General features: G+C 39.6%; 20 protein-coding genes. 12 read left to right on the forward strand and 8 right to left on the reverse strand.

The window, feature by feature from the left end:
- Positions 1-98 precede the first annotated feature (98 nt).
- Entirely contained in the window at positions 99-2294 is a 2196-nt protein-coding gene (locus tag H6G57_RS10925; protein WP_190518749.1) for a phosphoketolase, read from the reverse strand.
- A gap of 245 nt (positions 2295-2539) precedes the next feature.
- Between H6G57_RS10925 and H6G57_RS10930 the strand changes: the two genes are divergently transcribed.
- The 4 genes from H6G57_RS10930 to H6G57_RS10945 all read left to right on the forward strand — a co-directional run bounded on the left by H6G57_RS10930 (position 2540) and on the right by H6G57_RS10945 (position 6826).
- A complete protein-coding gene (locus tag H6G57_RS10930) occupies positions 2540-3925 on the forward strand; it encodes a cytochrome P450 (RefSeq protein ID WP_190518503.1) in 1386 nt (461 codons plus the stop codon).
- A 337-nt stretch (positions 3926-4262) separates the two neighbouring features.
- Positions 4263-5606: an AAA-like domain-containing protein gene (locus H6G57_RS10935; protein WP_190518505.1), complete on the forward strand. Its 1344-nt coding sequence runs from the start codon at positions 4263-4265 to the stop codon at positions 5604-5606.
- Positions 5607-5769: 163 nt separating this feature from the next.
- Positions 5770-5943, forward strand: a complete 174-nt coding sequence (locus H6G57_RS10940; protein ID WP_190518506.1) for a polymorphic toxin type 34 domain-containing protein — start codon at positions 5770-5772, stop codon at positions 5941-5943.
- A 79-nt stretch (positions 5944-6022) separates the two neighbouring features.
- Positions 6023-6826: a HEAT repeat domain-containing protein gene (locus tag H6G57_RS10945; RefSeq protein ID WP_190518508.1), complete on the forward strand. Its 804-nt coding sequence runs from the start codon at positions 6023-6025 to the stop codon at positions 6824-6826.
- Between the two features lie 41 nt (positions 6827-6867).
- On the opposite strand, the gene dnaN is transcribed toward H6G57_RS10945, so the two are convergent.
- Together dnaN and dnaA are read right to left on the reverse strand one after the other, a co-directional pair.
- Positions 6868-8046, reverse strand: coding sequence for a DNA polymerase III subunit beta (gene dnaN, locus H6G57_RS10950; protein WP_190518510.1), 1179 nt, complete (start codon positions 8044-8046; stop codon positions 6868-6870).
- Between the two features lie 382 nt (positions 8047-8428).
- Complete coding sequence (dnaA, locus tag H6G57_RS10955; RefSeq protein WP_190518511.1) at positions 8429-9802, reverse strand: chromosomal replication initiator protein DnaA; 1374 nt, start codon at positions 9800-9802, stop codon at positions 8429-8431.
- Positions 9803-10034: 232 nt separating this feature from the next.
- On the opposite strand from dnaA, the gene H6G57_RS10960 reads away from it, so the two are divergent.
- From H6G57_RS10960 to H6G57_RS10980, 5 genes are all read left to right on the forward strand, one after another.
- Positions 10035-11324, forward strand: a complete 1290-nt coding sequence (locus H6G57_RS10960; protein WP_190518513.1) for an HhoA/HhoB/HtrA family serine endopeptidase — start codon at positions 10035-10037, stop codon at positions 11322-11324.
- Between the two features lie 76 nt (positions 11325-11400).
- Positions 11401-11937, forward strand: coding sequence for a peptide deformylase (def, locus tag H6G57_RS10965; RefSeq protein ID WP_190518514.1), 537 nt, complete (start codon positions 11401-11403; stop codon positions 11935-11937).
- Between the two features lie 58 nt (positions 11938-11995).
- On the forward strand, positions 11996-12565 hold the full coding sequence (locus tag H6G57_RS10970) for a TerD family protein (protein WP_190518516.1): 570 nt from the start codon (positions 11996-11998) through the stop codon (positions 12563-12565).
- An 88-nt stretch (positions 12566-12653) separates the two neighbouring features.
- Complete coding sequence (locus H6G57_RS10975) at positions 12654-13223, forward strand: TerD family protein (RefSeq protein WP_190518518.1); 570 nt, start codon at positions 12654-12656, stop codon at positions 13221-13223.
- An 18-nt stretch (positions 13224-13241) separates the two neighbouring features.
- On the forward strand, positions 13242-13838 hold the full coding sequence (locus H6G57_RS10980) for a TerD family protein (protein ID WP_190518519.1): 597 nt from the start codon (positions 13242-13244) through the stop codon (positions 13836-13838).
- Positions 13839-14005: 167 nt separating this feature from the next.
- Here the strand turns inward: H6G57_RS10980 and H6G57_RS10985 are convergent, their stop codons facing one another.
- On the reverse strand, positions 14006-14764 hold the full coding sequence (locus tag H6G57_RS10985) for a phycobilisome rod-core linker polypeptide (protein WP_190518521.1): 759 nt from the start codon (positions 14762-14764) through the stop codon (positions 14006-14008).
- 634 nt (positions 14765-15398) lie between these two features.
- Between H6G57_RS10985 and H6G57_RS10990 the strand changes: the two genes are divergently transcribed.
- Together H6G57_RS10990 and H6G57_RS10995 are read left to right on the forward strand one after the other, a co-directional pair.
- Positions 15399-16130, forward strand: coding sequence for a DUF3120 domain-containing protein (locus H6G57_RS10990; RefSeq protein WP_309235857.1), 732 nt, complete (start codon positions 15399-15401; stop codon positions 16128-16130).
- A gap of 117 nt (positions 16131-16247) precedes the next feature.
- On the forward strand, positions 16248-17225 hold the full coding sequence (locus H6G57_RS10995; protein ID WP_309235858.1) for an adenylate/guanylate cyclase domain-containing protein: 978 nt from the start codon (positions 16248-16250) through the stop codon (positions 17223-17225).
- Positions 17226-17227: 2 nt separating this feature from the next.
- Here the strand turns inward: H6G57_RS10995 and rppA are convergent, their stop codons facing one another.
- Both rppA and H6G57_RS11005 read right to left on the reverse strand, forming a co-directional pair.
- Positions 17228-17911 carry a two-component system response regulator RppA gene (gene rppA, locus H6G57_RS11000; protein ID WP_190518523.1) on the reverse strand — a complete coding sequence of 228 codons (684 nt, stop codon included), beginning with the start codon at positions 17909-17911 and terminating at the stop codon, positions 17228-17230.
- A 198-nt stretch (positions 17912-18109) separates the two neighbouring features.
- Positions 18110-18751 carry a glutathione S-transferase family protein gene (locus H6G57_RS11005; RefSeq protein ID WP_190518524.1) on the reverse strand — a complete coding sequence of 214 codons (642 nt, stop codon included), beginning with the start codon at positions 18749-18751 and terminating at the stop codon, positions 18110-18112.
- Between the two features lie 105 nt (positions 18752-18856).
- Between H6G57_RS11005 and hisG the strand changes: the two genes are divergently transcribed.
- Entirely contained in the window at positions 18857-19501 is a 645-nt protein-coding gene (gene hisG, locus H6G57_RS11010; protein WP_190518526.1) for an ATP phosphoribosyltransferase, read from the forward strand.
- A 16-nt stretch (positions 19502-19517) separates the two neighbouring features.
- Here hisG and H6G57_RS11015 read toward each other — a convergent pair whose 3' ends face one another.
- Complete coding sequence (locus H6G57_RS11015; protein WP_190518527.1) at positions 19518-21266, reverse strand: EAL domain-containing response regulator; 1749 nt, start codon at positions 21264-21266, stop codon at positions 19518-19520.
- A gap of 552 nt (positions 21267-21818) precedes the next feature.
- Entirely contained in the window at positions 21819-22991 is a 1173-nt protein-coding gene (locus tag H6G57_RS11020) for a methyltransferase domain-containing protein (protein WP_190518757.1), read from the reverse strand.
- Positions 22992-23050: the final 59 nt, after the last annotated feature.

The raw sequence follows: 23050 nt of genomic DNA on the forward strand, positions 1-23050 counted from the left end.
GATTGCAATTGGCATCAGGGTTGCATTCTTAAATTATATATCATATCTCCTCAATTAACGGGTAGAGACGTTGAATTCAACGTCTCTACAAGGATTCACTAATGAATCAACTCAATGGCTCGTTTCGTCAACGCTTCTGAAGTAATACCATTAAACGCCATTAATTCCCCTGCACTGGCGGTAGTTTCGCCCCGTTTCCAAGCAAAAGTATCCCGCTTAGAATTGCTGCGTAACATAATCGGTTCTAACATCAAACTTGAACCCCCTGTTACCCCAATTAACGCATCTCCAGCAAACAGTTGATTAAAGGTTTCATCACTAATAAAATCGTTATCGGGTTCAGAACAAGTCTCGGATAAAACATCATGAGAACGATATAAACGCCGGGGATTAATAATAGAAACAATTCGCACCCCAATTCCTTCTGTTTCCAAAAATGCCGCCGCTTCAAACACTGGAATTAAGGTCATATCCCCAATTACTGCAAACACAACGGTTTTATCCCCAGCAACTTCCTGTAACACCACAGCCCCATCTTTTAACCCTTGGCGAGTTTGTTCAAATGTCGTGCGGATGGGTAAGGGGGACTTACTGGCGGTGATAATAATGCTCTTATTTTTGGTCGTTAAAGCCCAATCATAGCACACTTGAATGCTATTAGCATCAGGAGGAAACACCGGGAAAACGTTACCACTCCGCATCATTGCCGCGAAATAGGCTTCAATTTCCGGCCGTTGGTGTGTCCAGCCATTGCGACCCTGTTCTAAGGCTCCGGCGGTGAATAAACAAACCGTTGAGGGGGTAGCACGCCGTAACTCAGCCATGGCTTGGGCTACTGTTTGTAAAATCGGAACTCCGTTAATGGCAAAAGATTCATAGGAACACCATAAAGTTCTCGCCCCTAATAAGGATAATCCTACCGCTAACCCGGCACAAGCATCCTCGCTTAAGGGTTCATAAACTTGCCCTTGGGGTTGTTGAAAATAAGTATTATCCGTTGTTGGGTGAATAATTTTTAATCCCTGGTTAATATTGTTAATTCCAGAAGCGGCATTACCATCGGCATTGGTAACAATAAAATGGGGATCTTTTTGCCCAACATAAACGACTAATGACCCCATTGCCGTTGTTGCAACTTTGGGATCACCGCCAACCGGATATTCTTCTAGGGGTAATTTACCTAAATCAGGTAAATGGTAATCAAACTCCGTGACAACGGTTTTAGCCGCAGGGCCACCACTAGAGCGTTCTAAATTGGTTCGGACTAATTCCCAAGCTGCCACAGGTAACGCTCGTTCTTTTAAAGCATTAACAATGTGGGGACTATCTAAAGTATCCCCTGGATAAAGATTATGAGATTTTGCACCGCGAGCGTGAACCCCTGCCCCTTTCAATTGTTTAATAATAAACACGGTTAATTGACCCCCTAAAGCCGATTTTGCAGCTTTATCCATTGCTACTAAAATGGCTTGGGTAAATTCAATCCGTTTTTGAATAGAAAAGGCGGTACTATCAACATAATCACCGGGTTGATTTTGGTCATCAAACTCTTTAGCATCGACTAAAATCACTTCTGAAAATCCGTTACCTTTCCAGTAAGCAATCATTTCTTCATTGGTTTTTGTCGAAACCATGCTATGATGCTCTTGGCTGTAACCGTTCCACACCAACACAGGCAAGAAATTGGTCACGTTAGGATAGGCGGTGTGGAAGTGCATCATGCTACTCATGGGGTAGGGTTCGCCCATGCCGCCATCGCCGAGAGTGAACGGAAATAGGACATTTCGGTGTAACAACGCCCCAGCCATGGCAAAATGTTGTCCCTGACCTAATGGCCCAGCAGGATTCAGCAAACCCGGAATATAGCCGGAAAGGTGGCCGAGAAGTCCATGTTTTTCGCGGAAGCGATCGCGCAATTGTTGAACGGTGAAAATCCCCATATCTTCTAGGGAACGATCTAAGAATACCGCACTATAAAACCCAGGAGCATGGTGTCCCACTTCCGTCATAATATTTTTATGACCGAGCATCACTAAAGCCGCATAAGCTTCTACACTAGAGGCAAATCCTCCAGGGTGTCCAGAGGCTTTACTGGCGGTGATTTGTAGAGTTAAATAACGCAGAGCATCGGCATAAAGTAAGGTTTGATAAGCGGCTGTGGCATCATGGGGATCAGAAATCGCTACACTATTTTCAGCAATAATTGGAGTTTTACCATAGCTGTCAAATTCGGGGAAACTCTCGCTAAAATATTGAATTCCTTGACAAAATTCGGGTATTGTTGTTGCTGTCATGTTTAATCCCTTTTCGGTCATTCTAATTTTTTGAATTAAGATTTATTTTACAATTGGTTGTCGCTAAAAATGATTATATTTTTCAACAGGGGAGATAAATTAAAATCATTGATTTCAATAAATAGGTAAAAAATCAGTCTGTTATTGCAGTGTCATGGGAGGATGTAAACGGGGTTGCAAATTCTTTGCATATCGTTACCATATAAGAAACTCTAACTTAATTTGAACAAACTGAAACTTTGATTATGAATACCCAACTCCCCCCGGCATCTCAACGTCCTGCTTTCCTAGAAAAAGGATATTGGATTGCTGACCCCCTTGATTATATGGATACCCACGTTCGAGAATATGGGGATATTTTTACCAATTATATTCTCGGTGCAAACACTCCTTGGATTTTTGTTAGTGATCCCCAAGGTATTCAAAAAGTTTTAACAGATGATATCTTTGAAGCTCCAGGTTCGGTGAATAAAATTTTAGCCCCTTTAACGGGAGATAACTCTATTTTTATATTAGAGGGCGATCGCCACAAACGAGAACGGAAATTATTAATGCCATCCTTTCATGGGGAAAGAATGCGAGACTATGGGGAATTAATCACGGATATTACCCAAAAAGTCATCGGTCAACTATCCGAAGGACAAGCTTTTATTGCTAGAGAAACAATGCAAGAAATTTCCTTAGATGTAATTCTAAGAGTGGTTTTTGGGGTATATACAGGAGAACGATATAGTCAGTTGAAACAGCTATTGTCAGGAATGTTAGACGTTTTTAAATCTCCCTTGAGTTCCAGTTTTTTATTCTTTCCAATTTTACAACAAGATTTTGGCACTTGGAGTCCTTGGGGACATTTCTTAAAACAACGCCAACAAATTGACGAGTTATTATATACAGAAATTCGGGAGCGTCGTGAAAACCCGGATGAATCTCGAAAAGATATGCTCAATTTAATGCTGGCTGCACGGGATGAAGAAGGTAACGCGATGACGGATCAAGAATTACGAGATGAGTTATTAACATTATTATTTGCCGGACATGAAACCACTGCTACAGCAATGGCTTGGGCATTATATTGGATTCATCATCAGCCAGAAGTGTATGAAAAATTAATGTCAGAGTTAAATAGTTTGTCGCGGGATGCTGATGGAATGGAAATTTTTCGTTTACCTTATTTAACGGCCGTTTGTCAGGAAACCTTACGAATTTATCCCGTTGGGATGTTAACATTTGCACGCACCAATAAAGAATCAGTAGATTTGATGGGTTATCAATTACCCCCAAAAACTCCAGTGGTGGGTTGTATTTATTTAACCCATCGCCGAGAAGATTTATATCCGCAAGCGGATCAATTTAAACCGGAACGCTTTTTGGAACGTAAGTTTTCTCCCTATGAATTTCTTCCCTTTGGAGGAGGTAGTCGTTTATGTTTAGGGATGGCTTTAGCTCAATATGAAATGAAGCTAGTATTAGCTACAATTTTGTTAAATTATGAGTTGAATTTGTTGGAAAAAAAACCTGTAAAAGCAGTCCGTCGAGGGGTAACTTTAGCACCCAAAGGAGGGATTAAAATGCAACTCCTGAATAAACGTCCACAACCCCAAAAAACTATCGATTTAGTCCGTACAGTGTAGTCTAGTTTAAACCTGTAATATCCACGAAAAATATCCAGGTTTAGTGCTAGAATCGACTCAGGGGGATAAAAACTTTTCACAAGGTTTTTATTCTCCATACCCAGGGATATATCACAGATGAATAAGGGACAATAAATTGACCCGAAAAGCCAACAGATTAACCCCTTTAACAATCAATTCTTGAGTCAGCAATTGATTAAACTTAACCTCTATACAAAAAGTTAGTTTTTGTTTAGAATTGAGATAGATGATTAAAATAGGTCTTCTATTGTCAAGATCATTAAAATACCCAGATCTGATGATCTAGTGAGTCAGTCTAGGGACATAGAGGTTAATCATGGTCAAAAGTCTTGAGGAACTTTTAGGATTAACTGAAGCTTTAGTCATAGCAAAAGGTAAAAATCCCCTAAGTTATATCCAAAAAATAATTTTAACAGAAGCCTTATTAGAAACAAAAAAAACCTACGATCAAATAGCTGAAGAGAATGGTTATTCTCCGAGTTATTTAAAAAATGGGGTTGCCCCTCACCTTTGGCAACTCTTATCGGACTTGGTGGGCGAAAAAGTGACTAAAGCAAATTGTCGCTGTTTATTAGACCGGGAATTAGGAACTAAAATTATCCCTAACGTTTTTCCAGAACTGGTTTTACCTAAACCCATTTCTTTAGAATCTCCAGAAGGCCAGGTTCCGCTTAATTCTATATTTTATATTGAGCGTTCCTCCAGTGAACCAATGTGTTATCTCGAAATTAAAAATCAAGGGGCATTACTGCGAATTAAAGCCCCTCGAAAGATGGGAAAAACTTCTTTAATGGCTCGAATTTTAGATTATGCTCAACAGCAAAATTATCACCCGATTCGTTTAAGTCTTCATCTGGCGAGTAGTTTAGTTTTTACCTCAACAGAAAAATTCTTACGTTGGTTGTGTGCCAATGTGACTCAACAGTTAGGATTAGAATCGGAAATTGATGAATTTTGGGATGAAGATGTAGGAGCATTAGTCAGTAGCTCTCTCTATTTCCAAGGATATTTATTAGAGAAAATTCAGCAACCTATTGTATTAGCAATGGATGAAGTTAATCAATTATTTGAATATCCGTCTTTAGCTCGTGATATCTTAGCTTTATTGCGATCTTGGCATGAAGAAACACGGGATATTAGTAATTGGCAAAAACTAAGATTTGTGATTGTTTATTCCACTGATATTTATATACCGTTAGACACTAATAAATCTCCCTTTAATGTCGGTTTGGGGATTGATTTATATCCTTTTAATCTTGATCAAGTTAAAATTTTATCTCGAAGGTATGGATTAACCTTAACCGAGCAAGAATTAAAAAAACTTACAGAATTTGTTGGCGGATTTCCTTATTTAGTGCGACTAGCTTTTGATCATTGTGTGCGTCGAAATATTCCTCTTCCAGAGTTGTTAGAACAAGCAAATACCGATATGGGAATTTATAGCGATCACCTCCATGAACAGTTATGGTTACTTCAGCAAGATCCTGATTTAGTTACCACTTATCAACAAATTATCACCACAACTCACCCTGTAAAAATAGAACAAGTCAAAGCCTTTAAATTAAAAAGTATGGGGTTAGTTCATATTCATGGAAATCAAGTGATTCCCAGTTGTGAATTATATCGACAATATTTTCAAGAGTGTTTGAGTGAGGTTTAATAGATTTTTTTATGTTTAAACTTTATATCAAATTTTAAAATTCTTCAATTTATATAGCGGGTTTAAATCATTATTAAAACCAGTTTATTGTAGGGGCGAGGCGCGCCTCGCCCCTACGACAATATGTTACCATTAGAGAGTAAATTTTAATGGGATTAATCCAATGACCTCGGAAGGTAATGTTGCAGATACAGGAATTTTAGAAGAAGCTAGACAACTGATGAATCAAGAAGGAATAACTATGTGTAAAGCACTAGAAGAACTGATGATAAAAGCTAGACAACAAAACGATTTCAACAGAATTCAAAGAATTAAAACAACCCAAAATAGAGTTTAAGCATACTCGATTTTTGGGATGTGCTGACTCTAATCATAGATTGCTAGAGGCACTATTATCTATATTTAGGTCGATACAAATGTTTGATCAATCAATCTATATAACAAATAGTTTAGAAGATTTGAGATCCGGGAATGGAACCAGACAAGCTGAAGCATTACTAAAGTTAGTTGATGACGAAGTTTATGAAGCTGTACCGGATATTCTACCCTTATTAAACTCTCCAGAAACCGCAATTCGTTCTAGTGCAGCTTACGCATTAGGTTATCTGGGAATTGATCAGGTTAAAACAGTGGGTTCAGCCTTAATGGATAGACTGAATGATCCTGAAGAAATTGTTAGGTCTGATGTAATTGAAGCTTTGGGAGCATTGCAATATATTGAGGCTATTACTCAAATTAAAGATAAATTAATTAACGATCCTTCTGCTTTAGTTCGTGCGTCAGCCGCAGAAGCATTGGGAGAACTGGGAGAACCCGAAGCAATAGAAACATTAGAAAAATCATTATTAAAACTAGACGAAGATGAAGCTGTTCGCGCCTATGCTGCAAATTCTATCGGTCTTTTAGGGAGTGATTTAATTTTACCAAAACTCAAAATTTATCTTCAATACTTTGAGAAAAGTATCAAAATAAAAGCAGAAGTATTAGGAGCAATATATTATTTAGGTACAAAAGAAGCTTTACAACAACTGATAGAATTATTAGATGATGCTGATGAGAATTTAGCGATCGCAATTCTTAATATCTTAACTGATTTAAAAGATCGGACAAATTTAGATCAACTCTTACAAGATGCGCCTGAAATGGAAAGTAAATTGACAAATATTAGTCAAAAGATACCGATTTTAATTGCTCATAAACAACAAATTTTAACAGCTTAATACAGAAACCCGGTTTCTGGGAGAAACCGGGTTTCTGGGGATTAATTCCTTAATTGTACAGGCATGACTAAATAGGTCATTTTAATCCCACCCAACGGATTAACAATAACAGGGCTAGTTGCCGCATTTAACTGGAGAGAAACTTCCGAAGCATTAAATACTTTTAAACCCTCTAATAAGTATTTAACATTAAACGCTAATTCCTTTGGTTCATCTCCTGAAATTTGAGCCGGGAGAGATTCTAACGCATTCCCCACATCGGCGGCTTCTACAGATAAAGCAATTTGTTGATTAACATGATCAACGGTACATTTAACAATATCATTTTTTTGGGACGCTAAAACTGCAATTCGTTCTAAAGCTCCCACAAAACCCCGTCGATCTAAATTAATTTGATTCAAAAACTGCTTGGGAATTAAAGTTTGATAAGCTGGATACGCGCCTTCTAATTTACGAGTATTTAACCGTTGTTCTCCTAATTCAAAAATAACTTGACTTTCATCAAAACGTAAGGTAATTACCACCGGAGAATCGTTTTTAGACGCGCCATGGCTCGTCTCTACACTTCGCATCGCCACCATCCGTTCCACTTCCCTTAAAGCTCGTGCAGGAACAGTCACTTCAAATTCTTCTAATTCTTCATCGGGATCAGTTTCACTTAAATTTTCTGTTTGTACAACAGCTAACCGATGACCATCCGTTGAGGCAAATTCTATCGTATTATTTTCTACCTTTAAATGTACCCCCGTTAAAACTTGTTTCGTTTCATCAGGACTGGTGGCAAATAACGTTCCTTTTAATCCAGAAATTAAAGATTCTGCTGCTAAATGAATTGAATCTCCGGTTTGAATAGACGGTAATTCTGGATATTCTTCCGCCGCCATTCCTCGAACTTGATAGCGTCCTGAACTAGAAGTTAATGTTACAATTGCCTCTCCCATTTCATCATCTAGGGTGATTTCTCCCCCTGGTAAACGGGAAACAATATCATTAAATAATTTAGCCGGGACGGTTAAAGTTCCGCCCTCCTCAACGGTCGCCTGCATACTGGCTCGAATGCCTAAACTTAAATCAAATGCTGTTAAATTGACTCGTTGATTTTCTTCATCTACATCAATTAAAATATTAGATAAAATGGGATGATTAGGACGAGAAGGAATTGCCCTAGAAACCCAAGATAAATTAGAACTTAATTTGTCCTGCTCAACAATAAATTTCATAATGACCCTAAGACTCATCAGTGTTCCCAGAGGAACTCTCGCCAACGGTTTCTGATGTTGACGAGAGAACCAAACCTTTGATTATACCTTACCCAACTTCGATTTGATCCCAATAAAATAAGCAGAATTTCCCTAGCTCATCCCCCTGGAGAGTCGAAAATTGCAGGGGATATGCAAGGGTTTTCAGGGGATGACCTGTGGAAAACCTGTGGAAAACTTGTGAAAAACTGCAAGACTTTAACCGGGGAATTCCCTGATATCATAAGGATCTTATCTGTTTTCGGCGTTATCCACAACGTTTTCCACAACCCACCCTCAAGATGTCGGGTTTCTATTCTTTCTTCTCCTGTTCCCTGTTCCCTATTCCCTATCCCCTATAATTCTAATGAGAACGACTGGTAAAGTTAATTTGATCGCTGAGTTGTCTTAAGGTTTGGGCTAAATCAGGATCTTGGTGGCGTAACTGGGAAATTTTTTCACAACTATACATGACAGTGGTGTGATCTTTTCCCCCAAATAATTCTCCTATTTTAGGTAAGCTTAAACCCGTGTGTTGTCGCATCAAATACATCGCCACTTGACGGGCTAAACTAATTTCTCGCCGTCGAGAATTGCCTTTTAAATCTTCAATAGAAACCTTATAAATTTCTGCGACAATTTGCATCACCGCTTCCGGGGAAGATTCCTCTAATTTTTCCCGTGAGGTTAAAACTGGGGCAATATTGTCTACGGTCATGGCTAAACCCGAAATCGATAAATAGGCGATCGCACGAATTAAAGCGCCTTCTAATTCCCGAATATTAGACCGATAATTAGACGCAATATATTCAATCACTTCACGGGGTAAATGCACATTTTCATATTCCGCTTTTTTCTGTAAAATTGCCATCCGCGTTTCTAAATCAGGCGGTTGAATATCCGCCACTAATCCCATCGAAAATCGAGAACATAAACGCTCCTGTAATCGCGGAATTTGATGAGGAGGACGATCAGAAGCTAATACCACCTGTTTTCCCGCTTCATGCAGGGTATTAAAGGTATGAAAAAATTCCTCTTGGGTATATTCTTTCCCCTCAATAAATTGAATATCATCTACTAATAAAACATCCGCTTCCCGATAATGTTCTCGAAAACTCTGCATACTATCTCGACGAATGGCCGTAATTAAATCATTGGTAAACTTTTCCGTTGAAACATAAAACACTTTAGAATAAGGCGCAATTTCTAAACGATAATGACCAATGGCTTGCATTAAATGAGTTTTTCCCAACCCTACACCCCCACACAAAAACAAAGGGTTAAACTCCCGACCCGGAGACTCCGCCACCGCTAAAGAAGCCGCATGAGCCAAACGACTATTCGCCCCGACCACAAATCGAGAAAACACATATTTGGGGTTTAAATTAATCGGTTTGGGGGGTAAATCGTGAGGGTTTTCCATTCCCAGGGGAGCGACGGGAGATGGCCAAACAAAATGAGATCCGCTAGAATCCGAGGCAGATTCGTTAATTTGGGTTGTAATATAAATTTCTACCGGATAACCCAAAATGTCCTGGACTGTATCAGCGATCAACTCTCGGTAATACTTCTGGAGCCAATTACAAGAAAACGGGTTTGGCGTGCGAATGATTAAACAATTGTTGTCTAGTTGTTGTGCCCAAGCGGTTTTAATCCAGGTATCAAAGGTTGGACGTCCCAATTGTACCTGGAGACGTTCAAGAACTTGATCCCAGAGATGATCGATGGGGAGTTCCATAGCTAGACCCACGAGTTCAAACTACAGGATAACAGTTTCTATAAGATCCCTGAGACAGAAGCAACGGAAATTTAAAATTTTTCAACTTCTGCAAACCCTGGAAAATAAAAGCGATAATAATAAAGGAATATCTAATTAGAGTCAACATTAATCAATGGGAGGCTTAGAAAAACCCTGAACTCTAGGAAATAGTTCAAAACTACTGATATTATAAACCTCTTAAAATCTGTTGATGAAGAGTACATCTGACAAAGAAAATCGCCAAAACCCCCTCCGTACTGTTTTCTTATTACTGATCGGAGGCGGGGTTGCTTTACTCGGTGATCGCTGGTTAGCCGCCCGCAACGCTTCAATTGTTCCATCGTCAACCCCTCAACCTCTGGCTCAAGTTTCCCCTTCTGCTTCTGCTAATGCCAATAATAACGCAAGCTCTCCCCCCAACCCGACTGCTTGGTTAGGTCAAAAAGCGAATTTAGCAGCTGCGTTAAAGCCTGTAGACTCTAACTTTATTGTCAATGCTGTTAACGAAGTTGGGCCAGCCGTGGTTCGGATTAATGCCTCTCGTCAAGTGGCTCGTCGAGGATTTGATCAGTTTGGGGATGGCTTTCCAGAGGAATTTTTTGGGGCTCAACCCCCTCAACGCCGTTCTAATGGCCCCGTTGAGCAAGGGACGGGTTCAGGGTTTATTCTGTCTGCTAATGGCATCATTATGACCAACTCTCACGTTGTTGAGGGAACTGAGCGGGTACAAGTGGTTTTAAAAGATGGTCGTCGGTTCGATGGAAAAGTCCTAGGATCAGATTCAGTCACTGATGTTGCTGTGATTAAAATTGATGCGGATAATTTGCCTAGTGTGAAAATTGGCAATTCTGAGACTTTATCCCCTGGAGAATGGGCGATCGCCATTGGCAATCCGTTAGGATTAGATAACTCGGTTACGGTGGGAATTATTAGTGCTACAGGACGCTCTAGTAGTGATGTCGGGGTTCCTGATAAACGCATTGGCTTTATTCAAACCGATGCGGCTATTAACCCTGGAAATTCTGGGGGGCCACTCCTCAATGGTAGAGGTGAGGTGATCGGAATGAATACCGCTATTATTAGTGGCGCTCAAGGGTTAGGATTTGCCATTCCCATTAATAAAGCTCAACAAATTGCCCAACAATTAGCGACAACGGGAACTGCTGAACACGCCTATTTAGGCATTGAAATGGTAACACTCAGCCCCGAATTGCGTCAAGAATTAAGAGAAACTCCCGATTTAGAGTTTCAACTTACTCAAGACAATGGCGTTTTAATTGTTAATGTAATTCCGGGTTCTCCGGCAATGAAAGCTGGATTAAAACCGGGGGATATTATTGTAAAAATTGATGATAAACCTATTACCAAATCGGATGCAGTTCAAGAATTAGTCCAAAATCAAAATGTAGGAACACCGATGAAAGTAGAGTTAAACCGTAAAGGACAACCGCTAACTTTAGAAGTGAAAACAGGGAATATGCCTAAACAAATTCAAGGGTAATCAGTTATCAGTTATCAGTTATCAGTTATCAGTTGATAAATTAGTTAAGAGTTGGTAACAGTTAACTTTTAATCAAATGAGTGAAATTTTAGCGATTTCTGAATTAGGGAACCCTGTTTTGCGGGGTTATGCTCATCCCATTGAAAATATTTGGGAGGAGCAAATTCAAACTTTAATTGATAATTTAATTGTCACGGCTTCTCAAGCTAATGGGGTGGGAATTGCCGCACCTCAAGTGGGAATGAGCGATCGCTTATTTATTATGGCTTCTCGCCCTACATTGCGTTATCCTAACGCACCCGTGATGGAACCTACTGCGATTATTAATCCTAAAATTCTCAACCATTCTCACGAAACCGTTAAAGGTTGGGAAGGCTGTTTAAGTGTTCCGGGTATTCGAGGGTTAGTTCCTCGTTATCAATCCATTGAAGTAGAATATACCAGTCGGGAGGGGAAACTCTGTTATCAGGAATTCACGGATTTTGTCGCTCGAATTTTTCAACATGAACTCGATCATCTCGATGGTATTGTATTTTTAGATCGGGTAGAAAGTACCCAGGATCTGATCACAGAAGCTGAGTATCAAAAACGTCTTGTTCATTCTGCGGAATAGCTTCCTCATTGAGTGTAGAGTAGTAGTAATTTTATTTGAGGAAAATGGATTTAAAGCCATGACAATTAATTTAACTAAAGGGGAACGCATTAGTCTTTCTAAAGAAGCACCGGGTTTAAAAAAAGCCGGACTTGGATTAGGATGGGATATTAATGCTTCTGATACGGGAGCCGCTTTTGATTTGGATGTGTCGGTTTTTATGCTCGGAAGTAATGGCAAAATTCCCAATGAACAATATTTCGTATTTTACAATAACTTAAAATCTCCTGATGGTTCTGTAGAATCCTTGGGAGATGATCGCACGGGAGAAGGTGGTGGTGATGATGAAACCATTCTAGTTGAGTTAAATACGGTTGATCCCAATATACAAGAAATTGTCTTTGTTGCCACTATTTATGAAGCAGAAGCAAGACGACAAAATTTTGGACAAGTTCGTAATTCTTATATCCGAATTTATAACAATGAAACGGATACCGAAATCACTCGCTATGACTTAGAAGAGGATTTTTCCAGAGAAACTTCAATTGAAATGGGTCGCCTTTATCGAAAAGATGGTGAATGGCGATTTCAGGCTGTTGGACAAGGTTATAATTCTGGTTTAGAAGGTTTTGTTCAACAATATACCTAAGAGGTTTGGCGGTTGACGGTTGATGATTAAGGGTTAACCGTCAGCCGATAATACTAATAGAATTTACAATTTTAGGAGTTGATTAATCATGTCGATTAATATTAGAAAAGGGGAAAGGATTAGTTTATCAAAAGAAGCCCCTGGCTTAAAACGAGCATCCATTGGTTTAGGATGGGATGTGAATGCTAGTGATACAGGGGCAGCTTTTGATTTAGATGCTTCTGTTTTTATGTTAGCAGAAGATGGTAAAATACCTGTGGATGAATATTTCGTATTTTATAATAACTTAATTTCTCCTGATCAATCTGTAAAACATTTAGGAGATAGTCGCACTGGGGAAGGAAGCGGGGATGATGAAACCATCGTTATAGAGTTAACAAAAATCAATCCTTCTATTCAAGAATTAATTTTTGTTGTTACTATCCACGATGCAGATCAACGGCGACAAAACTTCGGACAGGTGAGAAATTCCTATATTAGAATTTACGATGATGACACTCAAACCGAAGTCACAAAATATGATTTAGAAGAAGATTTCTCACGGGAAACGGCTGTTGAATTTGGGAGATTATATCTCAAAAATGGCGAATGGCGATTTCAAGCCGTCGGACAAGGTTACAATTCTGGATTACAGAGTTTTGTAGATAAATACGTTTAATTTATTAGGACTTTAATCATGGCTATTAATTTAAAAAAAGGTCAAAGCATCATTCTCGATAAAAACGAATATGATTTATCAAGAGTTGTGATGGGATTAGGATGGGATGTGGCAAAAAAAGGGTTATTTGCAGGATTATTAGGAGGAAATGCAGATTTTGATTTAGATGGATTTGCCTTGTTATTAGATGCTCAAGGAAAACTAAAAAATAAACAAGAAGATGTAATTTATTTTGGGCATTTAGCCACAAAAAATAATACCGTGATTCATTCGGGAGATAACCTCACCGGACAAGGTTCAGGAGATGATGAACGAATTATTATTGAACTTAAAACCCTTCCAGCAGCTTATCAACGGATTATTTTAGGCGTGAATATTTACCATGCAGAAGACCGCCAACAACATTTTGGAATGGTTAATAATGCTTTTGTTCGGTCAATAGATGCGACCGGGAAAGAAATTGCGCGTTATAGTCTTTCTGGTGAAACGGCTTACTCCGGGCAAATTTCTATGTTACTCGGAGAACTATCGCAACAAAACGGACAGTGGAAATTCCAAGCACTAGGAACACCTTTAAACTTAACGTTAAACGGTGTTGTGCGTTCGTTTATGTAGAGTTGATTTGATCCTAAACAGGTAGGGGCGGATGATTCGGCTATTGATTGATGGGTGTTGTCACCAATCTTTATCCGAATCCACCACCCCTAGAACTGCAAATCGGTTTTAAACGCTATTTTAATAACGTTTGTGTTGAAAATTAGCTGCCTTTGCGATCGCCAATATTAGCGTTTTTTGGGAACCATCGTTTCAATATTGATATCACCCAACGCAACACGAGTTGCGGGATTGATGGTCGGAGTAACAGCCGATGCTAAACCCAGGAAATTCCGAGGATCGCCAGCTTTGGCTTGTTTTTCTTGAGGAATAAAGCGACGAACTTCGTTTTGCCAAACGATTTGAGGGAAACCTAGCTGGTTACGGTGGTACTCGTTATAGCGAGGTGTTCTGAGATTAAAAGGAACTTCCCCTTCATTGCGCTGAAGCAGAACCCGACGGCGTTGGTAAGGAACCGTATCATACCCGAAGTTATCCAGGTATTCATCGCTATCGAGTAACGCATCAATAAAGCCTTTAGGGCCTTTGTTAACAACCACAATCGACCATGCGATCTTTTCACGTTCGCTATAAACATCCCGTCCTAAAATGCGTTGAACACACATTTCAACAAAACGGTAGTTGCTATTGGTTTGGTAGTTGCGACTTAAAAAGGGATCGGAAGTTGCTAAACCCCGAATGAAATCCCGCACATTAATTTGACCAAACTTAAGCTGAGACTCTAAGCAGGTTTGACGATTGCTTTTGAGCATTTGATGTTCGCTGTAAATTTGGCGATAAGCAGCCCAAATGATGTCATTCCACTCAGTACCAGCAGGCATATTTTCAGCCGTAAAGATTCTGGGTTGTTCATCACCGGCTACTTCAAAGCCAGCAACGCGAACATTGCGGCTGGTCGGGCCATAGCTTAATAAAGGAAGCGCCACCTTAATATCTCCTTAATCTCGAACTCAACGTCGTTTGTTATCTTGTGTTGACATCCTCCACTGCCTAACGGCAAGTAGATTCCTACCAGGCAAAGCCTCTCGGTGGGTTGACGGATCAAGAATTGCCTAAAAAATAGGTCTTACCCTCTCTCCACGTCCGTTTTAAGTCTCCGAATGCCCTCCGGCGACCCCCTAAAACAATCTTGGGTTCTTAGTTCTGCCTCAAGTTGGGATTTTAGACCCTTAACTTTTGGCTTCCCCGTACTCCTTAAGTCCACAGTCGATGCTGTTTTCAAAGTCGGGTGGGTCTGTGACCCTCTAAATCTTAATACGAAGCCATCCTAGAAGGACGGAGTGTGAAACCCAAATTTTCGGTTATTTTAACCAGGATCGCTCAGAGCTTTAGAGCAACATGGTTGGCTATCCTACAGATTAGGGGATTAAGGCAACTCCATCTCAACTTTCAGGAATCAACGCAATAATATGTAACATTTTTTGACAAGGAGACAGGGGGACGGGATCAGCATCTCCCACACTACCCCCGATTTCTATGCTAAAGTCAAGATTAAATCCCCTAGGGGGGGATAAAGGTTGTGATATATTAATATGATAATTTACTTCATAAATCTTAAAGATCTTGCTCAACATTCTAGTAGGTTTTATTTTGACTACCACTCAACCGATTCAGTCCACCTCTCGATTGATGCAAACGGTTCTGGCCAAAGTTAGACAATCTCAGACTTGGCTCGTATTTGCAGCATCGGTGTTTCTCATCTCCGTTCCTGTCTTTTTCCAAGCCCCCCTGGTGCGACAATGGCCGGAACTCACCTTAATTCTGACCTTGGGATGGCTCGGAATCAGTTGCAGATGGCTGAGGAACCCCGTTACTTGGGTTTGGGGAGACTTATTATTAGGATTTAGCTGGAGTTGGCTAACAGGGGCGATTTATTGGGGGTGGCTACGGTGGGAACCCTTGTTACATTTACCTGTAGAAGCTTTAGGGGTTCCCTTTGCGGTTTGGTGTTTATATCGAGGCTGGGGTAAAGTGGGGAACTGGTTTTATCTGGGTTCTTTATTTGGAACAGCAGTGACAGATGGATATTTTTATATCACCGGATTAATTCCGAGTTGGCGACAACTGATGCACGTTGAACCCGCCTTAGCCTTACCTATTTTTCAAAATGCACTCCAAATCGTCAGTACCCCTTGGGGAATTAGTTGGGCTGTGGGATTTGCCTTATTTTTATTTGGGGTTGGGGTTTTTCCGTTACAATCTAAAGAACTACATTGGTGGGCATTTGGGGGAGCCGTATTGAGTACAATTTTAGTAGATAGTTTATTTTTGATTGTGGCTTGTCTGGCTTAAACAGAACTTAAAAGAGGGTGCTGAGAAAAAAATGTTTATGATCATAGGCGTGGCTTTTTAACCGTGTTAGCTTCTCAAAAGTCATAACTTTAATCCCCCAATGCCCCTTACCCACTGATTGTGACCTTAGAACCCACTCCCCACTTAGTCTTACATACCGAAGGTGGTAATCACTATTTACCACTGATGGGTAAAAATTACTGGACATTGGGTCGCAGCGAAGACAATACCTTTGTCATTAAAGACCGATGGATTTCTCGAAATCATGCGATGTTGCAACGCATGGAAAATGGCGAGTTTTTTTTAATTGATTTAGGAAGCCGAAATGGTTCCTTTGTCAATGGTCGTCGGGTTAGTATTCCCGTCACGCTTCATAATGGTGATCATATTGTTTTTGGACAAACGGAGTTAGAATTTTATTGTCCTGATGTCACCCAGGAAACTGACCCTTCGGAACCAGAATCTGAGGATTTTACCGCTACATTAACCGTGCGTCGCTTAATATCGGTGATGGTCATGGATATTCGAGATTTTACCGTATTAACTCGACAATTAGATGAACGAATTTTATCAGAAGTGATTGGCCGTTGGTTTCGTCACGCCGGACAAATTATTCGAGCTAATGGAAGTTGGGTTGATAAATATATTGGGGATGCCATTATGGCGGTTTGGTTTCATGGAACCCAAGGGGTAACGCCCCAAGAAATCCTAAAAATTGCGAAAGCATTAAGTGAATTACACAAAATTACACTAGAATTAAGTCATCTTTATCCCCTGCCTTTTCCGTTACGAGTGGGGGCTGGAATTAATACCGGATATGCAATGGTGGGAAATACCGGAAGTGGCGGAAGTGCGGACTATACAGCCTTGGGAGATACCGTTAATGCGGCGTTTCGTTTGGAGTCGGCGACGAAAGAAATTGGCAGTGATATTGCTTTAGGAGAAACGACTTATCAATATCTGGCGCAAGCTTGTCCTCAACAAAGTTTTAAACAACATACCGTTCATCTTAAAGGTTATGATACCCCGACGATTACTTATGGGGGAACATTTGCCAATTTAGATGAGGTTTTAGGACTCAAATCAGGAGGATAAATTTATTCTCCAAAACGATATCCTTTACCATAAACGGTATGAATTAAAGGTGTTTCTCCCGTAATTTCAATTTTTCGTCTTAATAAACGAATTTGCGCTGCTAAAACATTACTGCTGGGTTGTTCACCTTCTCCCCAGAGATGTTGATGGATTTGATGATGGGTTAATAACTGTCCTGGATAACGCATCAAATAAGCTAACAGTTGGCTTTCTTTTTCCGATAAATCAATGATGCGTCCTCCCCGATAGGCGAGTTGATTTTCGGGGTCTAATTCTAAATCTGCTACTTGCAAACGGTTAGAATTTGTAACGGGGGATTCAGTAGCTGGATAGCGACGTAATAAAGCCCGAACTCTCGCTAATAATTCTCGCAGTTCAAAGGGTTTCATTAAATAGTCATCCGCCCCAGCATCTAACCCTTGAACTCGATCATCGAGGGTATCTTTTGCAGTTAAAAATAAAATCGGGGTTCGATTTGATTGCGATCGCAATTCTTGACAAATTTCTAACCCGGATTTTTGGGGTAACATCCAATCTAAAATTAACAAATCATACGGCTTTTGACGAGCCAACTCACAACCCAAATGCCCATCTATTGCAATATCAACCGTATATCCTTCGCGGCTTAACACCCGACTCAAAGGTTCCGTTAATTCAACTTCATCATCAACTAATAAAATTCGCATCAGTCATAGGGAACAGGGAACAGGGAACAGGGAACAGGGAACAGGGAACAGGGAACAGGGAACAGGGAATTACGAATTACGAATTACGAATTACGAATTACGAATTACGAATGGGGAAGAGCTTTATTAAAAACTAACAAAGCTAACAGATAAAACTCAACCATTAACTGATAACTGATAACTGATAACTGATAACTGTTAAAAATACATCATTTCAGGTTCTAAACAAGCCGCATCAATCCATTGCTGCATAGCAGGAAGCGACCAAATGGTTTTAACATAGTCCTGTTCAATGAATCCTAACTTGACATCATAGGTAATAAATCGAGAAACAACGGGGGCAAATATGGCATCAGCAATGGTAAATTTTCCGAATAAAAATTCACCACCAGACCCATACTGTTGACGACATTCTCGCCAAATTGCGGTAATTCGATCAATATCCGCTTGTACCCCAGGTTTCATTCCTTCTCTGGGGTAACGAGTGCGACAATTCATCGGCATTTGTTGCCGTAAATTAATAAATCCGGCGTGCATTTCATGACTCACAGAACGAGCAAAAGCCCTAGCTTCTCGGTCTTGCGGCCATAAATCTCGAATAAAATTTTCAGCAATATATTCACAAATCGCTAAGGATTCCCACACCGTTAAATCTCCATCTAATAGTACCGGAACTTTCCCCGATGGAGAATAGCGCCTGATTTCTTTGTGGGTGTTGGGAGTATCCAAATCAATCATAATTTCAGCAAAATCAAGTCCTACTTGTTTTAAAAGTAACCAAGGACGCAACGACCAAGACGAATAATTTTTATTGCCGATCACCAGAGTTAACTGTCCCATAATCTGGTAAATAAAAGTTGGGGTAATTATTGCAGTTTCATCAGATAGCGATTCGCTGCTGTGTCACTGTGTCTATAAATCCTAAATCCCTCATTTCTCATCTTTATGATCACCGTAGCACTGCCTAAAGGCGCTTTATTAATAGACAGTATCCGGCTTCTGCAAGCCGTTGGACTTGATTTTAGTGGTTTTTTAGATCCGAGCAATCGACAACTTCAAATTCATGATTCCACCCAAACCGCTAAAGGTTTGTTAGTGCGGGCACAAGATGTCCCTGTTTATGTGGAATATGGCCAAGCACAGTTAGGGATTGTGGGTTATGATGTCCTGCGGGAGAAAAAGCCTCAAGTCGCTTCTCTGGTTGATCTCAAATTTGGCAAATGCCGGATGTCGGTGGCTGTTAAACAATCAAGTCCCTATCAGCGTCCAGTAGAATTGCCACCCCATAGTCGGGTTGCGTCTAAATTTGTCCACTGTGCCAGCGAGTATTTTGAGAGTTTAGATTTACCAGTTGAAATTATACCGCTATATGGTTCCGTTGAATTAGGGCCCATCACAGGAATGTCTGAAGCAATTGTTGATTTAGTTTCTACAGGTAAAACTTTACAACAAAATGGATTAACAGAAATAGAGGTTTTATTTGAAAGTACAGCTTACTTAATTGCTCATCCATTAAGTTATCGTTTAAATACAGGCGGACTGAAGGATTTAATTAGTCAAATTCGAGAAGAATTAACGGTTAAATTGTAAACCTGAACTTGATGAGTTAACATTCCAAAGGAGATAAAGGTTTAGTCGGGATTTCTGCGACATTAGCCTTGACAAGTTGCTCAAAAATCCGAGGTTCTACCGGGCGACTAAACCAATATCCTTGTAAACAATCACATTCATGATCTCGGAGAAATTGTTGTTCGGCTTCCGTTTCTACCCCTTCAGCAACCACTCTCATATTTAAACTATGAGCCATGACAATTGTTGCTTTCACAATTGCTGCATTTTTAATATGGCGGTTCACATCTTGGACAAAACAGCGATCTAATTTCAGGGTGTCAAACGGGAATTTTTGTAAATAACTTAAAGAGGAATATCCTGTTCCAAAATCATCTAAAGAAAGTCCGATTCCTAAATTCTTCAGTTCATGGAGAATGGCAACGGAACGTTCAGGATTTTTAACTAAAACACTTTCAGTTAATTCCAATTCTAAATATTTGGGATCTAAACCCGTTTGTTTTAAGACTTGCATCACATACCGTCCTAAGTTGCGCTGATGAAATTTAACCCCCGAAACATTGACAGCAACAGAGAGTTCAAATCCTTGATTTTGCCATTGTTTCACTTGTTGACAAACTTGACGAATCATCCATTCATCAATTTCCACAATTAAATCATTTTCTTCAGCAATACTTAAACATTCCAGTGGCGGAACAAGCCCTCGTTGCGGATGTTGCCACCTAAATAAAGCTTCAGCCCCAATAATTTTTCCGGTTTTCAAGTCGAGTTGAGGTTGATAATGAATAATAAATTCTTCGTTGTCTAACGCATGATGGAGATCAATTTCTAAGCGAAACCGATCTTGAATTTTTGTCCAAATTTCATTAGTATATAGAAAATAAGAATGAGTTCCCTGCTGTTGAGCTTGACGCAAGGCAATATTGGCTTTAATCAGTAAGTTATCAAAATTATCATCATGTTGGGGATATAAAGAAACCCCTAAACAGCATCCTAATAATAATTTATAGTCGGAAATTTTGATGGGTTTTGATAAACAGTTTAAAAGTTTTAAAGCAATTTCTTCGATTTCTTCAGAGTGGGAAATGGGCGGTAAAATTAAGGCGATTTTTTCCTCTTTAAATTTAACAACAAATCCGGCTCTTTTGAGTTCTTCATGAATCCGATTAATCACCGCCTGAACTAGAATATCTCCATAATCTGCTCCTAAATAATCTTGAAACCGTTCTAGGCGATCTAAACTTAAAATAAATACCGGAACTGACAAATCGGGTGAGTCAATTTGTTTAATAATTTGTTTGAATTTACTTTGTAAACTTAACTGAGCCGTTAAATTAATCTGAGATTCATCTTCCCGATTCGCGGTTAATTGAATTAACCCTTGAGACTCAGATAATGACAGGGGGAGATTAACTCGTTCCTGCTTATTAAACTGCGCTTGAATGGCGGCTAATAGTTCGGATTTACTATAAGGTTTGGTGAGATAGTCATCAGCCCCCAATTCCATCACCCGTCGTAAATTGCTGCGTTCATGTTGGCCGGTTAAACAAATGAAGGGAATGGAAAGGGTGTCCGGGTTACTGCGTAAGTATTCTAGCACGCCATAGCCATCCATTTCAGGCATGATTAAATCACATAAAACTAAATCAGGTTGTTGGCTGTGTAGAAGTTGTAAACCCACTTGTCCATTATCGGCTTCGAGGAGTTGAAATCCTTCCGCATGGAGAATTTTTAGTAAACTCCGACGGAGCAGAACATCGTCTTCAATGACTAGAATTTTTTTCATGGCTGTTACTTAACTTCAAATCGGATTTAGAGTTCCTATAGACTATAAATCTTTTGGTTATTGATTGTCTCTGATTTCAATAGGGAGGGTTTCGTGAAAAAAGATAAAAGATATTATATGACTTAAGATATATCATTCATGATTCAACCGTCGTGATAGAAAAAAAATAATCTTGTGAGATGTTACACAAAAAAATGTGATCTACATCGCTAAAACACGAGAATAACCTTCAAAATCCCCGTACTTATACGGTTGTAAGGCTCCAGACAAGACTGTGATTTGTAACCCAATGACTATTGGATAGCCATCATCAGTAACACCTTAAGCTAACCGAACTGAACCAAACATTTGATAGAAAATCGGTGATCCCAAATCTGTTTTCTTATAGACTATTGATTGTAATCTCCTAAAATGCTTATAGATTCCTACAAGGGCGGGAATGACATCCGACTTGATCAGTGGCTTTTCAGAATGGGATTTGGGATCAGAAGATTGAGCGATCAGAACTTGAGATCAAAAAACGACAATCAGAAATATTCTCTGCTCTCCAATTTAACAACAACTCGAACTCGCAGGAGAACAACAAGAATTATCAGAATTTGTAATCGTAACGTGATAATTTTTGCCTTTGGTTTCTTCGGGTTTGCGAATCACATTACGACTACAATCAAATTCTGGGGCTGATTCTAACGGAATCGTTTCATGGGGTAAAATTCCTAAAATATCTTGACAATAGGGGCCGTTTATGTTAGTATAAATGTGGTAGGTTTTATCACAAACTGCCATCCGTTCACCCCGATATAAAATATGTCCGTCATCATCCATGACTTGTTTCCAAGGCCCTTTATAAATCACTGCTTGATTCACATCTAAACAGGGGCCGTCTTTACCTTTAAACGCACAAACCGTTAAAGAACGGAATTCAATGCCATCAATCACTTGCCAAGGTTCTTCCTGTCGGGCTAATATTTTAATTCCATAAAATCCGGCTTGTTCAAAGCGTTGTAAAAATTCATTTTCGCGAAACGCTCCCGCAATACAGCCACTCCACAAATCGGGATCATTTAAAATATCAGGAGTTGGATCTTGATCACAAACAATATCCGAAATAACCGCCCGTCCCCCTCGTTTTAACACGCGATAAATTTCTTGAAACAGTTGATCTTTATCTTGGGGACGGACTAAGTTTAAAACGCAATTAGAAATCACCACATCAACGCTATTATCTGCAATTAAAGGATTTTGTTGACGCAGGCGATCGCATTCTAACTCAAATTCTGTAATTTGTTCTATAGACTGAATAGGATGATTTGTTAACCACTGTTGAACTTGATCTAAATCTAACGCTAAATCCTGAATTTTTGCTTTAACAAAGCTTGTATTAGCATAGCCTAATTTTTCGGCAACTTCTGCTTGATAGCTGCGAGATAACGCTAACATGGTATCATTAAAATCGACCCCAATGACTCGACCCGTCGCCCCAACTTTTTGAGCAATCATATAACAATTTTTTCCCGCCCCCGAACCTAAATCTACAACAATTTCTCCGGGGTTAACATAACGAGTCGGATCACCACAACCATAATCTTTTTCAATAATTTCCTGGGGAATAATTTCTAAATATTGATTTTCTTGATATTCCACAGGACAACACAGAGAAGGCTGTACCGTTGTTGCTCCAGCTTTATAACGTTCAATCACCGTTTCTTCAATATTGTAATTCATAAAATCCGCAATAGGTAACAATAAACTATAACTAAAAACTGACAACTGACAAGGTAGAG

Source organism: Planktothrix sp. FACHB-1365 (genome assembly GCF_014697575.1).
Taxonomy (GTDB): domain Bacteria; phylum Cyanobacteriota; class Cyanobacteriia; order Cyanobacteriales; family Microcoleaceae; genus Planktothrix.

What these genes read in the sequence shown, in the direction of transcription:
- H6G57_RS10930 (WP_190518503.1), top strand. Translation starts at nt 2,540, where the DNA reads ATGAATACCCAACTCCCCCCGGCATCTCAACGTCCTGCTTTCCTAGAA.
- H6G57_RS10975 (WP_190518518.1), top strand. Translation starts at nt 12,654, where the DNA reads ATGTCGATTAATATTAGAAAAGGGGAAAGGATTAGTTTATCAAAAGAA.
- H6G57_RS10980 (WP_190518519.1), top strand. Translation starts at nt 13,242, where the DNA reads ATGGCTATTAATTTAAAAAAAGGTCAAAGCATCATTCTCGATAAAAAC.
- H6G57_RS10925 (WP_190518749.1), bottom strand. Translation starts at nt 2,294, where the DNA reads ATGACAGCAACAACAATACCCGAATTTTGTCAAGGAATTCAATATTTT.
- H6G57_RS11020 (WP_190518757.1), bottom strand. Translation starts at nt 22,991, where the DNA reads ATGAATTACAATATTGAAGAAACGGTGATTGAACGTTATAAAGCTGGA.
- dnaA (WP_190518511.1), bottom strand. Translation starts at nt 9,802, where the DNA reads ATGGAACTCCCCATCGATCATCTCTGGGATCAAGTTCTTGAACGTCTC.
- H6G57_RS11005 (WP_190518524.1), bottom strand. Translation starts at nt 18,751, where the DNA reads ATGGGACAGTTAACTCTGGTGATCGGCAATAAAAATTATTCGTCTTGG.
- def (WP_190518514.1), top strand. Translation starts at nt 11,401, where the DNA reads ATGAGTGAAATTTTAGCGATTTCTGAATTAGGGAACCCTGTTTTGCGG.
- H6G57_RS10935 (WP_190518505.1), top strand. Translation starts at nt 4,263, where the DNA reads ATGGTCAAAAGTCTTGAGGAACTTTTAGGATTAACTGAAGCTTTAGTC.
- hisG (WP_190518526.1), top strand. Translation starts at nt 18,857, where the DNA reads ATGATCACCGTAGCACTGCCTAAAGGCGCTTTATTAATAGACAGTATC.
- H6G57_RS10945 (WP_190518508.1), top strand. Translation starts at nt 6,023, where the DNA reads ATGTTTGATCAATCAATCTATATAACAAATAGTTTAGAAGATTTGAGA.
- rppA (WP_190518523.1), bottom strand. Translation starts at nt 17,911, where the DNA reads ATGCGAATTTTATTAGTTGATGATGAAGTTGAATTAACGGAACCTTTG.
- H6G57_RS11015 (WP_190518527.1), bottom strand. Translation starts at nt 21,266, where the DNA reads ATGAAAAAAATTCTAGTCATTGAAGACGATGTTCTGCTCCGTCGGAGT.
- H6G57_RS10940 (WP_190518506.1), top strand. Translation starts at nt 5,770, where the DNA reads ATGACCTCGGAAGGTAATGTTGCAGATACAGGAATTTTAGAAGAAGCT.
- H6G57_RS10960 (WP_190518513.1), top strand. Translation starts at nt 10,035, where the DNA reads ATGAAGAGTACATCTGACAAAGAAAATCGCCAAAACCCCCTCCGTACT.
- dnaN (WP_190518510.1), bottom strand. Translation starts at nt 8,046, where the DNA reads ATGAAATTTATTGTTGAGCAGGACAAATTAAGTTCTAATTTATCTTGG.
- H6G57_RS10970 (WP_190518516.1), top strand. Translation starts at nt 11,996, where the DNA reads ATGACAATTAATTTAACTAAAGGGGAACGCATTAGTCTTTCTAAAGAA.